Source organism: Tenacibaculum caenipelagi (genome assembly GCF_004363005.1).
GTDB lineage: Bacteria > Bacteroidota > Bacteroidia > Flavobacteriales > Flavobacteriaceae > Polaribacter > Polaribacter caenipelagi.
Map to the genome: position 1 here is coordinate 755471 of NZ_SNYH01000001.1, position 14936 is coordinate 770406.

The following is a 14936-nucleotide window of genomic DNA, read 5'->3' on the forward strand; positions in this document are numbered from 1 at the left end:
CTCTCTTTTTTATTTCCTTAAAAGTAAGAGCTACTTCCTTACTTTCAATAAGACATTGATTAAGAAGTGTTACTCAATATTATTAGTTTCTTTTTCTCTAAAGAAAAGAAAACTAAGACCTGTCCAAACTACCCAAATACCGATTAATCCTGTATAAAATAATTCTCGACCATTCTCTAAGGAATGATTTAATACCTTTAGTACAATAAAAGCCCAAAGACCGAACAATATTACTTGCCCAACGAAATAAAAAATCTTTCCCTTTTTACTTAAATACTTTAAAAATAATTGTTCTAGCATGATAGTTTACTTATATTTTTTCATCATAATAAATGTGAATACTTTTCACCTCATTAGTTTCTTCTAGTTTCCAATCTCCACTTATATATAAGTGACCACCTCCTTTTCTATAATATGAAACAGGAGAGTCTAAAAAATAAATAAGTTCTTTATTACATGGATACCTGAAGGTATAACCACTACTTTTAATACCTATTTCATCAAATGTTGTATCAGCTCGTTTAATATATTCATGCATCTTGTCTGTTTGATTAAGCAATATATCATTAAATACGATAGTTCTATTTCCCATCATATGTACATTAGGATATTCTAAATAAGTGTTTTGTATATATATATATATATGCGTTATATGTGAGTTAAAAACAGTAATTTTTAAACCTAAATCCTTCCAAAAATATTTTATAGTATTTTCATCTTGAAATTCACTTTGATAACTAGAGGTTTCATTCCCAAAAATTTCTTTAAATTGTTGCATAGACATTCCCAACTCAAAAGGTTTGTCATTGTATTTTAAATTGCATCCATTTAGCTCAAAACGATGTTCTTGTGTCATAAACTTCTGGTATTCAAGGGTATCATTCATAGTTCGCGTTTTTTTTACTGTTGGTTGACATCCAAACATTAATAAATTTATAATTAAAAGATATGTATAATTTAAAAGATTCATCGTTTTTATATATTAACAATTACTAGGTTTATAGTATTGTTTGTTATAATTCTTTTTTAATTCTTTGGCTTGGTCTAATACTTTTTGTCCATCAAGTAAAAGGTTTTTAAAATTTTCACGTAGACTACCATCTGTATCAAATTCAGAAATAATTGCATCCATGGTTGTAAAACCTTTTCCTGCTCCATTTATTTTTCCATCTGCCATATTAATAAGTTGTTTATTAAAATTGTTAATTTCCTCTATGCCATGTATTAAACTATCTATAACCACACTTGGTGTACTTGCCTTACATACTTTGTCTTTATTTTTTGTAGCCCATTCTAACACTATCTTATCTTGCCAGCTAGAAACAGCTGGGTGTTGCATAATAATATCAACTTCTTTTAACACATCACTTAATGGGGTGTTTAACTTCCATACTTTTAGCATTTTTTCACCTACTCTCTTAACAGCTTCAACTGCCAATATAGCTGATAATTCGTGCATAGGTTTATCAGGATCATCTTTTGCTATTTGTGTATGGGAAGGATTTGTACCTATAGCAATACCATTTTTTTGTATTTGAGTAATCTGCTCTTGCATTAGCAATTGTGCATCAGCAATACGCTTACCACAAATTTTCAATAAATTATAAAAACCAAAATTAATCAAAGCTCCTATGCGCTCCATAATATCATGAGCATATTCTCTCATAAATTTTGGCAACTTATTTTTGGCTCCTACAATACCATCGCGTATTTCTAATAAATCATTAAAACGCTTTTCATAGGAACCGTCATTTACACCTGAACCATCAGCATTTTGTATTTGATCTAAATCTTTACACATTTCTAATATAAACACGTCGTTAATCGTTCGCTCATTAGGTTTAGATTCTTCATAAGGGGTTATCTCAATAGAAAATAGTTTCTCTTCTAAAATAGGTAATACACTTGCTAACATATCCAACTCGCCAAAGGTACCTGTTACAACAGGTATAAAGCGAGCTATTTGATTAGGCTCTGTAACCACCCTTTCATCATATTTCATTTTAGTAACGCCTATTACAGAAGGGGTCGCTTTTAATCTCAAATATCTTTCCGCCTCTTTGGGTGGCAACTTAGCAAAGGTATCATAGTTGAAATTTTCTGCTCCTGGGTATGGGGTATGGTTAGGCACCACATCTACCCATGGAAAAACTCGGTCATTTTCATATACCTTAGCCACAGCAATTTCTACATAATTTGTGTGTGCAAAATAATCTTCTATAACATGTAAGGCAGCCCCAAAATTCACCATAGATGTCATGTTAGAAAAATTTGGATTACTTTTAGCACTTTTTATTTGCTCTACAACATATTCATAAGCGGTACGTGTAGTCGAGAAGTTACTACTATCAGCATCTGATGAATGAGTACGAATATAATTTTTCATACCATAAGTTTTACCTATAGCTAATTCTTTATAAGTAGGTTTACCTACAAAACCGTATTTTTCACCTTCTGCATTTAGCTTTGGGTTATGCTCATTTTTATCAATAGGAATGGTAAGAGGGTTGTCGATATGCTCGTCTGGACGATATACTCCTAATACTTCTTTAGTAATATCTAAATATTGCTTTTTAAAATCAGTCAGTCGTTTATCGTAATTATTCTTATTTAAATCAGCCTTGTTCTCTGGTTTCATAAATTCCATTACGGCTAAAATATTTACCACATTAGTCATCAATTCACGAGACCATGTGATAGGACGTACTTTTTTTTCTTGATAAATAATATTTGTTTCAAAACTAAACCAGGTAGAAGGGCTAAAAAACTCTCCTTCATAACTTGCATCTACCCCATAAGGCACTTGAACGTTAACCATTTCATCACTAGGGTTACCATTCATTATACTTTTAACGTTCTTTAAATTCCCTTTTTCTTTTTTTGAGTATTCTATTACACTATTAGCTAAAGGACGAATAATTCCTGGATCTACTAACTGAGAAAAATCACGTAACCAATTCCCTAAATAAATTTTATTAAGGATTTTGTGTATTGTTTCTTCATCATCAAATATTTGATTTAAAACAGGCTTTAATGCAACCTCCTCAATATCTTGGTGCCCATATTTACCATGCCCTACATCTATTTTTCCAGCTTTATAATTATTTATTTCACCATTATCATTTCTGTTTTGACGCGCCTCATTTACATATTGTTTTAGATTACTATGTAGTTCTTTCCATTCCCATACTAACTTTTCATTAGCACCATCAATAACAGCATCTGCAAAATATTGTTCTTCTTTTTCTAACAAGTTAAGTTGTATAACTTGTGCCGCAAACTTTGCTCCTACATCTCCTTGACTCCCTTTTTTAGGAGGTAGATTTTCTTTATCTTTTCCTGTAGTATAAGTGTTATGCAACAAATAATGAATATGATGTCCAACTTCTTCTACTAGAGCTACCATAAGTTCGGCTCTTTGATCATTATCCTCTTTGGCCTTACGCACAAACCTTTCTGTTACCAAAATTTCTTGTGTCTTATTACTATACCCAGCAGGCCCCTTACCATTAACACTATTGCTTTTTACTACTTTAATTTGGGGATTTAATAGAGCATTGTTTTCTTTCGCATGGTTATACAATTTTTGTACTGCTTCATTCTTATAATGATTACCATATATACGTTTTATAACGTAGGTAAATAATATTAAGCTATCCTTTTTTGCTATTTTTTGCAGTTCTGTTACTGCAAAAGTACTGGTAAGGATAATTTCTTGTACCTCTTCGTACTCATTCTCTTTAAGATTATTTTGATTAATTTCTGCTTTTCTATTTGAATTGCCTGTCAATGTAGTAAGTATTCTATCTTTAAGAGTAATTGAAGGAAAAGGAATCTCATCTTCATCCATAGTTCTTGACAGAGTTTGAGTAGCATTACTAATAATTACATTAGCTTCACCAGAGCTAATTACCCCACCATGAGCTGTCATATCACCTAAACAAGTTACAGATTTACCGTTAAAAAAAACAAAAGGATCGCCTTGAGCCACTGTATCTGGAGGACCTGCACAAGTGCATAAGCTTCCCATAGTAGCGGCTGGTTTACCATTAATTAAAATATTAGGTTCTCCTTGTGTTATTGGGCCACCTATATGAGGTGTACTACCACTACACATTGGGCAGGTATGCATACTACCTACAGTTGCTATTGGTCCTGGCATAGTTCAATTTTTTTTATTCGTAAATACTTATAGGTTTAGTTTTATTCTTACTTATTCTTTCTGTTCATGCAATACGAGCTATTACCAATTTTATTAAAAGCTTTAATAGGATAATCACATGCTTCAAATTTCTTTTTTATACCCACTACCTTTTCTTAATCTTAAACTCAACTTTTCAAAAACTTCTTTTTTTTGTATTTATCCAAGATAAAAGAATATAGGGGTAACTCTTCCTTCTTTAAATAACTGATAATTAAAAACAGGAATAAAATGAATTATTATGTAAAAATTATTTTACATAATTTCAATTTTCCCACTAGCTCCTTGTACAGTCGTCATCTGACCTTGCATTTTAGTTTGTTGTCCTTTTAGCTCAGTTGATGCTTGCCCTTCTATAGTAGCATTTTGACCTTTGATAGTAGTATTACTACTTGCTTTAATAGCTATGTTTGCTTTACTTGTAATACTTGTGTCTTTATCTGCCTGAGCTTTAATTGCTCCTTTTGACAATATTGAAGTATCTTTTTCTGATGCTGTTTTAATTTCTCCTTTTGCCTGTAGTTCAATATTTTCTTCTGCAATTATTTTTACATTCTTAGCAGAAAACTCCATTGTTTCTGCCGACTGTACAAATAATGATTTTTCTTTGGTATCAAAAGTGATGATACTTCCGTCCTTATCTTTAATCGTTATTTTCTCATTGTCTTGAGTGTCATCTAATTCTATAGTATGCCCTCCTCGAGTAATAATGCTTTTCTTTATGTTTTTATCTCCACCGCCTGCACCTGTCTTACCTGTAAACATACTTCCCATGACAAAAGGTCTATTAGGATCATCATATTCAAAACCAATCATTACTTGATCTCCTTCCTCTGGCACAAATACAAATCCTCGGTTGGTTTCTGTTAGCTCACTACTTCCTGCATCTGGGGTCATTACACGAATAAAATCTGTTGTTTCTCCATTGGCCTCTTGCCAATAAAACTGCACTTGTACACGACCTTTATTCTCAGGATCTTGATTACTTACTACTCTTGCTATTTGATTACTAGCCTTTGCTGGACTAACATTTTGATTTAGTGGTAAACCTTTAGTACTTGCTGGAATCGCTTCAAACGTATTATAATAGTCCTCTTCCATATTTGCAAAGTGACTTATTTGCGTTATAATATACTCTCCATATTGCTTTACAGTATATTCACCTTCATCATACTTTGCTGCACTTACTTTAATTAATGAACCTAAGCGCAATCCTTTTGTGATTCCCGTTGCTCTTAGCACATTACTTTCGGCTGTAACACTTTGTAAACGTTTTTCTAAATATTCATCTAATGACGACTTATCTTGTAAGAATACATCACTTACACCAAAATCTTTAACCTCTTGATACATCTCTTTTGAGGCTTTTAAAGCGGTGTTTCCTAAATCATTTAGCCCTTCGTTTGTTGCTTTTAAATCTCCTTCAAAAAATTGATCACTTAATGGATCATAACTATAAGTTGCTAACGTGGGAGTGTACGTTTTAGCTTTTATTTGAAGTTCTTTTAAGTCTTTACTATACTCTAGTTCTATTGGCTCTGCGCCTTCTGAATCTGGTTTTCCAAAAACTACATTTACTCCATCAAAATAAAACCATTCATTATATTGATATGCTAAGCGTTGTAAATATTTATAATCACTCTCAGCATATTGACATTGGTATTGGATTACACCTGTATATCTAGGCTTAATCTTACTTTTAACCGAGGTAGCCTCTATAATTTCTGAAACAACTGAGTCTAAATCTTTCTCTAACCACGATTTTTGTTTCTTTCCATTTTCTAACAGCGCAGTTTGTGATAATCCTCTCACAACTAATTCTCCGTGTAAACCTACTTGATCATGGCGTATAGACACATCTAGTATAACACCAATGAAAGCCTTACCTGAAACATTGGTGGTAAGCTGTTTCCCTAACCATTCTTTTGATTTATCTAGCGTATAGCTCCCAGATTCTTCTACAGTTTCTATATCTAAAACTATTTCAAAAGTATGATGTTTATATAAAAACTGATTAACTGTAATTTCTTTGTAGTTCTTAACAAAGTTACCATCAATGGTAATTTGCTTATCTAAAGCTTCTTCTTTTATCTTGTGCATAGTATTATTTTTGGGGGGTTAGTTATTTTTTGTAACTAAAAACAACTATTGACACCTAATTTTAAAACAGAAAAAGACCTTCCTTTTAAAAAGAGAAGGTCTTTTATTTTATAAAAAACTAAAAGTTAATTAGTCCTTCTCACATTAAGCAACAGGCCAACGGTTATCTAAGTTAGCGTTACCTATAATTAATTCTTCTGCTGAGAAAGTAACTGTTAATTTCATAGGAATTTCATTATTTACATCTAATTCTTCTTTAAAGTAAACAATGTAAGCATTTTTAAACTCCACCTCTTTCATTTTTGAATCTTCATCTGTTTTCTTGAAAATGATTTTACCTTCAACAGATTTAAACTGGCTATTTACCATAGATTCAATAACCGAAGTATCTGATGTTGATTCAATAGTTAATGTAACTCTACCTCCATTAACACTAGATGAAGGCTTACCTTTTGCATCTGTGTTTCTGTTTAAAACATACTCTGTGTGTAATACGTCGAATTCTTTTCCTGCGAATTCAAAACTAGCTCTAAAAGATCCCATAATTTTCTTTTTTTTTGGGGTTAAACAATTAATTAAAAATATTTTTTAGAGCTTTCTCAATAAAAAAAAGAGAAAGCTTTAAACAATATAAAACCTTCTCTTTTTTTATTTTTTTGGCGCCATTCTATAAGAAGAAAGAAGATAACAAATATTGCCTATGTTATGACGAATATATAATTTATTTTCTTTCCAAAAAAAACTTTTAGATATTTTTTTTTACTAACTCTCAACAACTTAACCACACTTATTCTTTCTATACCTCTTGAAAATACTATTGATTTCTGCTGTAAAAAAAATATTTTTTTTTGTATTTTTTCTATTGTCTAAAAAATATTTAACAACTAAACCCATACTCTTATCTAAATTTTCATCAATCATTCACTTTTTTCTTAAAAGGTTTGTCTTTCCATGCCTCTTTAAACAAAAATCTAGGTAGTATATCTATTGCTACTGATCCTTGATAACCAGAATCTTTATTTTCTTATCAAACCTTTCTTATCAAACCTTTCTTATCAATACTTTCAGCTTAAAACCATGTATCTTTTAAAGTAAGTGATGCTACTTCATATTTTTCCTCTTCTGGAGGGAGAAATCCTTCTCCTTTTTCGTTGGTAAGCATGTATACAATTTTACCATTAGCAAAGGTAAATTCATACCATTTGTTAGCAAGTACCGCTTCTTTTTCTCCAAAAACACACGGGTTCCAACTTTTATGCGTTCTTTTATTAAAAATTTCTGAGTCTTTAGGTCTTTTAATATCCGGAGCATAGTACTCTTGGTCTTTCCAATATTGTTCTCTTTCGGCTTGTTGTTCTGGTGTAGCTTCTGGGGTAGGAATACCACAACTGTAATATAACGGTGGCGGAAATCCTTCTGCTTTTCTGCGTTCAAAATCTTTTTGACGGTACGGATCAAAAGCATCTCCCGGTGGCAAAGGACGGTTTTTATCCATATACCAAACGTAAAAAGATAATTCACTATTAACATCAACTGTTGATAATGTAAAACCACCAAATTTAACATTCGTGTATGGAGCTACTAAAACTGGGACTGCCATTTTCCCTTTGTAGGCAAAAAAAAGAGCTGCTTCTTTAAAGCGAATAACTACTGGTTTATTGGACATATAATTGGGGTACGAAAATAACCCATCCATCCTTGATAAAATTAGCTTTCTATTTTTGACAATGAATGTCTTAATAATAAAACACAAACCGAACAAGAAAATTGGAGCCGTAATAGGAAAAGGGGCTTCAAAGCTAAAACCTCCACCAACCCCAAAATGAAGTATAATAGAAAATAATATTATACCCCCTCCCCACTTAAGATCATCTTTAAAAGCATAGTAGTCAAAAGCATAGTATTTATCATTTAAGCAAAGAAAATAATCAACATCCTTTAAATTAATTTTATAAGGAGAAGTCCTTATCTCTAAAGGTTGAGATTTTTTAGTTTTTTTTCTTTTATAAGTAGCTACTTTAGTTTTATCTAGCTTTATATCAATCATTCACTTTTTTCTTAAAAGGTTTATCTTTCCATGCCTCTTTAGACAATAATTTAGGAAGTATGTCTATTGCCACTGGTCCCTGATAATCAGAATCTTTAATTGTTTTTTTATTAAATAAACCTCTTTGTATATCACGTACTTCTTCTTGGGTAGTAAATTTGGCTCCAATGTAACGTTGTTTACCTTCAATGTCTATTGGGTAATACTTCTCTTTTTCTAACTCTAGCCTACATACAAATACAATATGAGCTGCTCTGTTGTTGTTTTTTAAATCTCCTTTATTAACTTTAAAATCGATAATAGCTTTGGGTATTTGTCCTTCGGTTTTATCAATCGTTATTTCTTCTGATTCTGGCTTAATTTTTACAGGTGTGGTGTCTAAACCGTTTTCAAAATAATATACCTCATAGTCCAATTGATCTTGGGTAGTTAAAAACTGACGGAAACTAATTTCTGCACGGTAAGCTATAATATCTGAAATTTCAATAGATACACTCATAGTGGATGTCCAAGGCTTCATGCGTTTTCTAACCATAAGTTCAGTAGGTGTAAAACGAATGTTAGCACATACCAATATATCTAAGAAATCTTGATGCATTACCTGCATGTTTTCCCATTTTTTAAACTCGTCGTTTGCCCAAAATTTGAGACTAGAAGGTTCAGGTATTTGGTTATCTCTGTCGGCATATAACTTTTTTGCATATACCCAAGGTAAAGTACCATTGGCACCATTGGGTGCTGCTACAGCGTCACTTAATACATTATTTTTAAAATACGCCTCTAAAGGAGTATCTTTTAAATAATAGGCTAATGCTGTTAAACCAATGGCAATGCCTCCTACTACAATTCCTGCAGGAGTAAAACCAAGACTAGCCAAACCAGTAGCTATTGTACTTCCTCCAAAAGAAAATGCTCCCCAAGCTGCTCCAGCTCCTGCCCATGCCCACATAGCATCATAATCTCTTGCACTTTGACTATCAAAAGCTTCCCAAGCACACATTAATACAGTAATACCTGCTCCAAAATTTCCAAACCTATTAGCTCTATAATTCAGTTTGTTTATTATACTCTTAGACACTCCATTTTTTATTGCTATAGATCTTTTATAATATAAACTTGCTTCGATTAATTCAGCAGTTATACCAACCGTATTAACAATATTTTTATAATCTTTTGTACTCCCTACAGCATTGGCAGCATTCAGTGTATTAAACACCTGTAGTAAAGCTAATGACCCTGTAAATATTTTACCATCAAACAGTTTTTTTGCTAAATCACCATGAGAGCGTTTAAAAATTTCTTTATTTACCTGTTTTGTAAACGAGCGTTCAATTTCATCTAAATAATGTACAACTTCTTCAACAGTTTTGTTATGAATTACAGGTACTTGTACTAAGTTTTTTCCTCGTAATTTTTGTTTTAAAACGACTTCGTCACTCACTTCTAATCGTGCAATAAGTATTTTACCTTCGTTATCAATACGCCAACCAGATTTATGTTTCTTTTTTGTTGGTTTATAGTTTACAAAGTTTACACGTTCACTATTCAACTCATAATTTGTACCCTTAAACTCTGCTTCAAGAGTTTTTTTTCTCACCTCTAGTACCTCTACACCATATACTTTATGAGCCAGTAACCTTTTAAATAATATATCTTTATACTCTTCTACCTTAACCGTTTTTGTTATAGTTTTAGTTTTGGGTACTTTTACTTTTTCTACAGTCGTAACTTGGTCGGTTACAATTATTTTTTCTGCATAAGATTCTGTTAAACCTCTTATTACCCCACCTAGTTTATTTTCTAAATCTATTAAAGGTCCAGTAACAAACATAAGCTCTACAGGGGTATCTAATAATTTATTTAGAGGTTTATCATCATCAAAATCTAACGTTTCTGTGAAAAAATCTTCCCATTTATCATCTTTATCTTCATAGTTCTTTTTTAAGTCTAAATGTCTATCTACTGAGTGTGGTTTTCTAGCTAACAATGCCATATGGTTTGTAGCTATAAATTTTCCGTCTAAGATGTAATCATCTACTTCAGTATTGTAATGTTTCCACGCGTTTTTGTAGTAATTGGTATGCATGACGCTTCCTAGCTCATCTCGCAAAGCTCTAATTTCTTTTCTACGCTCTTTTCTGTGTGCAATACCTAAAATGTGTTCCACTTTTGTTTTATCAACACCACTTCCTTTAAAATCGGTATTCCAATAACTCGTACCTCCTCCATCGTAATCACTTATCATTTTTGGATTACCGTATACCAAGTGGTACGTTGTTAAAGCGGTTTGAAATAATGATTGTAGTTGTTTTTCTTCATAAGTAAATGAAGTTTTTTCTATTCCTCTTTTGTACCTATCTATTACCGTTTCATAATCTTCTCCATTTTGAATTGCCTCAACTATAGCTTCTTGTTTTGAAAAAGAATCTTTTAATTCAAACGCAACGTCTTCTACTGCTCCGATAGGATCGTGTAAGGTAATAAACATATCTTCTAATATGTCGTTTTTTCCCTTTTTACTTTCTTTTCTTTCAATAGCGGCTACTTTCTTTAAACGCTCTCTAAATGCTCTATGCCTAGAATCTTCTTTATCGTATACAAAGTGTACTTTATTATACGGAAGCACGTGTTCTTGTTCGGTTTCTTCTCCTTTTTTTATACCTTTTGCTTCTACATATACCATATGTAGTGCCTTTTTTTCATCATCATTCATTTCTAGCACTTTTTTAAAGTGCTTGTATGCCCATTGTACAGGGCTGTATCCTATCCAAAATGAACGGGCTTTATCTTTTTCTTTATTGATGATGCGTTTATAGTAAATACTATCATCCTCTGGTAAACGGTTGTCCTTAAGTTCTTTATTGTGACTGTAAAAGTTATCTTTATCCCAAATTACATGACTCATATTACCATCTGCGTTTATTTTTAACTCATGACAGTCAGTATTATCATCTGGATTTATTAAATAAATATATCCTTCTCTTGGTATCGTAGCTCCTACCATAAAAAGGTCTAAATTATTTAACTCTCCATTAGACACATCGGCATCAGATAATGTAAACTCTTCGTCTTTATAATCTTTTATACGCATAGCTGCTGCCCTATTTTCTCCTTTTTTAGGAAAGAGTCCATAGCGCAAAAAATGTAATCGTACTCCTGGAAGTAAAGCTTCCAATATAGGTTTTTCTTCACAGGTTACTCCTGCTCCTGAAACCAATACAGTATATTTAGCATCTACTTGTTTAGCTTCCTCTCTTTGATTTTTTATAAGTTCTTCTGTAACCATACTTTTTCATGCTTTTTTATTTGGTGTTATTACTTTGTTCTTTATCCACTGGAGTCTTTTCTATTTCCCAAGTAACTTCAACTTTTTTATTCTGTACTTTACCGGTTAACTCAATAACATCTTCTTCTTTTTCTGTAACATTACCTTGTTTATCGGTAGCTTCTGTAGGTCTCTTAATGGAAAAAGTTATACTTTCTCCTTCTGGTATATTTAAAACTTGTGCTTTTACAGTTACTTCTTGAAAAACACCATGTTTAGTAATTCTTTCTTCATCATAGATCCATTCTACTCCATAAATTTTAGGAGTACCTTCATTACTAGTAGCTTCTTTTTTTATCGCTTCTTGATTAGCTATGGCTTCTCTATTTTTACCAGTAATTCTGTTTATTAAAGTAATTTCAGGGAAAGGAATTTCCTTTATAGGCATTATTACAGTAGCTCCAGTTCCTCCTGTACCTAAAAGGACAGTAGGTTCACCAACAGTAATAACACCTCCATGAGCTGTCATACTTCCTATAGTAGCTGCTGGTTTCCCTCCTATTAATACAGTTACTTCTCCTTTTACTATTGTATCTGGAGGGCCTGAACATGTACATAGATCTCCCATTACTGCTGCTGGTTTTCCAGCTATTAATACTGTAGGCACTCCTGGTCCAGTTATGGGTCCTCCTGTATGCGGTGTTGTACCGCTATACATTGGACATGTATGCATATGTGATATTGTTGCTGCAGGTCCTGGCATAATTACTTTTTTTTAATTAATTTTCACTATTCCACCTGACACTTCAGTCACAGCGCTACCCGTTATTTTGGTCTGTGTTCCATTTATTTCGGCACTTGTTTTACCTTCAACAATAGTATTCATCCCTTGTAATGTAGCATCACTTGTAGCTTCCATAGCTAATTTATCTTTACTTTTCACAGAAGTAGCTCCATCAGACTGCAAGTTTAACTCTCCTTTAGCTATAAGTACCGTATCAGCTTCTGTACTGACTTCTACATTTTCTTTAGCATTTAAACGAATATTTTCTTCAGCATTAAGGACTATATTCTTAGCAGAAAACTCCATTGTTTCTGCCGACTGTACAAATAATGATTTTTCTTTGGTATCAAAAGTGATGATACTTCCGTCCTTATCTTTAATCGTTATTTTCTCATTGTCTTGAGTGTCATCTAATTCTATAGTATGCCCTCCTCGAGTAATAATGCTTTTCTTTATGTTTTTATCTCCACCGCCTGCACCTGTCTTACCTGTAAACATACTTCCCATGACAAAAGGTCTATTAGGATCATCATATTCAAAACCAATCATTACTTGATCTCCTTCCTCTGGCACAAATACAAATCCTCGGTTGGTTTCTGTTAGCTCACTACTTCCTGCATCTGGGGTCATTACACGAATAAAATCTGTTGTTTCTCCATTGGCCTCTTGCCAATAAAACTGCACTTGTACACGACCTTTATTCTCAGGATCTTGATTACTTACTACTCTTGCTATTTGATTACTAGCCTTTGCTGGACTAACATTTTGATTTAGTGGTAAACCTTTAGTACTTGCTGGAATCGCTTCAAACGTATTATAATAGTCCTCTTCCATATTTGCAAAGTGACTTATTTGCGTTATAATATACTCTCCATATTGCTTTACAGTATATTCACCTTCATCATACTTTGCTGCACTTACTTTAATTAATGAACCTAAGCGCAATCCTTTTGTGATTCCCGTTGCTCTTAGCACATTACTTTCGGCTGTAACACTTTGTAAACGTTTTTCTAAATATTCATCTAATGACGACTTATCTTGTAAGAATACATCACTTACACCAAAATCTTTAACCTCTTGATACATCTCTTTTGAGGCTTTTAAAGCGGTGTTTCCTAAATCATTTAGCCCTTCGTTTGTTGCTTTTAAATCTCCTTCAAAAAATTGATCACTTAATGGATCATAACTATAAGTTGCTAACGTGGGAGTGTACGTTTTAGCTTTTATTTGAAGTTCTTTTAAGTCTTTACTATACTCTAGTTCTATTGGCTCTGCGCCTTCTGAATCTGGTTTTCCAAAAACTACATTTACTCCATCAAAATAAAACCATTCATTATATTGATATGCTAAGCGTTGTAAATATTTATAATCACTCTCAGCATATTGACATTGGTATTGGATTACACCTGTATATCTAGGCTTAATCTTACTTTTAACCGAGGTAGCCTCTATAATTTCTGAAACAACTGAGTCTAAATCTTTCTCTAACCACGATTTTTGTTTCTTTCCATTTTCTAACAGCGCAGTTTGTGATAATCCTCTCACAACTAATTCTCCGTGTAAACCTACTTGATCATGGCGTATAGACACATCTAGTATAACACCAATGAAAGCCTTACCTGAAACATTGGTGGTAAGCTGTTTCCCTAACCATTCTTTTGATTTATCTAGCGTATAGCTCCCAGATTCTTCTACAGTTTCTATATCTAAAACTATTTCAAAAGTATGATGTTTATATAAAAACTGATTAACTGTAATTTCTTTGTAGTTCTTAACAAAGTTACCATCAATGGTAATTTGCTTATCTAAAGCTTCTTCTTTTATCTTGTGCATAGTATTATTTTTGGGGGGTTAGTTATTTTTTGTAACTAAAAACAACTATTGACACCTAATTTTAAAACAGAAAAAGACCTTCCTTTTAAAAAGAGAAGGTCTTTTATTTTATAAAAAACTAAAAGTTAATTAGTCCTTCTCACATTAAGCAACAGGCCAACGGTTATCTAAGTTAGCGTTACCTATAATTAATTCTTCTGCTGAGAAAGTAACTGTTAATTTCATAGGAATTTCATTATTTACATCTAATTCTTCTTTAAAGTAAACAATGTAAGCATTTTTAAACTCCACCTCTTTCATTTTTGAATCTTCATCTGTTTTCTTGAAAATGATTTTACCTTCAACAGATTTAAACTGGCTATTTACCATAGATTCAATAACCGAAGTATCTGATGTTGATTCAATAGTTAAAGTAACTCTACCTCCATTAACACTAGATGAAGGCTTACCTTTTGCATCTGTGTTTCTGTTTAAAACATACTCTGTGTGTAATACGTCGAATTCTTTTCCTGCGAATTCAAAACTAGCTCTAAAAGATCCCATAATTTTCTTTTTTTTTGGGGTTAAACAATTAATTAAAAATATTTTTTAGAGCTTTCTCAATAAAAAAAAGAGAAAGCTTTAAACAATATAAAACCTTCTCTTTTTTTATTTTTTTGGCGCCATTCTATAAGAAGAAAGAAGATAACAAATATTGCCTATATGA

Annotated in this window: 10 protein-coding genes; all 10 read right to left on the bottom strand. The window is 32.3% G+C overall.

Going from position 1 to position 14936, the window contains the following annotated elements; translation table 11 throughout:
* Window positions 1–69 precede the first annotated feature (69 nt).
* The 10 genes from DFQ07_RS03450 to tssD (DFQ07_RS03495) all read right to left on the bottom strand — a co-directional run bounded on the left by DFQ07_RS03450 (window position 70) and on the right by tssD (DFQ07_RS03495) (window position 14773).
* A complete protein-coding gene (locus DFQ07_RS03450; RefSeq protein WP_133534875.1) occupies window positions 70–300 on the bottom strand; it encodes a hypothetical protein in 231 nt (76 codons plus the stop codon).
* Window positions 301–310: 10 nt separating this feature from the next.
* A complete protein-coding gene (locus DFQ07_RS03455) occupies window positions 311–886 on the bottom strand; it encodes a DUF7738 domain-containing protein (protein ID WP_133534876.1) in 576 nt (191 codons plus the stop codon).
* A gap of 96 nt (window positions 887–982) precedes the next feature.
* A complete protein-coding gene (locus DFQ07_RS03460) occupies window positions 983–4162 on the bottom strand; it encodes an HET-C-related protein (RefSeq protein WP_133534877.1) in 3180 nt (1059 codons plus the stop codon).
* 294 nt (window positions 4163–4456) lie between these two features.
* The gene (locus tag DFQ07_RS03465; protein WP_133534878.1) at window positions 4457–6301 is read right to left on the bottom strand and encodes a type VI secretion system Vgr family protein; all 1845 of its coding nucleotides are present in this window, start codon (window positions 6299–6301) and stop codon (window positions 4457–4459) included.
* A gap of 144 nt (window positions 6302–6445) precedes the next feature.
* Window positions 6446–6844 carry a type VI secretion system tube protein TssD gene (gene tssD, locus DFQ07_RS03470; RefSeq protein WP_133534879.1) on the bottom strand — a complete coding sequence of 133 codons (399 nt, stop codon included), beginning with the start codon at window positions 6842–6844 and terminating at the stop codon, window positions 6446–6448.
* Window positions 6845–7370: 526 nt separating this feature from the next.
* Window positions 7371–8348 (bottom strand): hypothetical protein, encoded by a 978-nt coding sequence (locus tag DFQ07_RS03475; protein ID WP_133534880.1) that lies wholly within the window; start codon window positions 8346–8348, stop codon window positions 7371–7373.
* Complete coding sequence (locus tag DFQ07_RS03480; RefSeq protein WP_133534881.1) at window positions 8341–11634, bottom strand: toxin VasX; 3294 nt, start codon at window positions 11632–11634, stop codon at window positions 8341–8343. Before DFQ07_RS03480 ends, DFQ07_RS03475 begins: the two co-directional genes overlap by 8 nt.
* Window positions 11635–11650: 16 nt before the next feature.
* Window positions 11651–12376, bottom strand: coding sequence for a PAAR domain-containing protein (locus DFQ07_RS15840; RefSeq protein ID WP_133534882.1), 726 nt, complete (start codon window positions 12374–12376; stop codon window positions 11651–11653).
* 12 nt (window positions 12377–12388) lie between these two features.
* Window positions 12389–14230, bottom strand: a complete 1842-nt coding sequence (locus DFQ07_RS03490; protein WP_133534883.1) for a type VI secretion system Vgr family protein — start codon at window positions 14228–14230, stop codon at window positions 12389–12391.
* Window positions 14231–14374: 144 nt separating this feature from the next.
* Window positions 14375–14773, bottom strand: a complete 399-nt coding sequence (gene tssD, locus DFQ07_RS03495) for a type VI secretion system tube protein TssD (protein ID WP_133534879.1) — start codon at window positions 14771–14773, stop codon at window positions 14375–14377.
* Window positions 14774–14936: the final 163 nt, after the last annotated feature.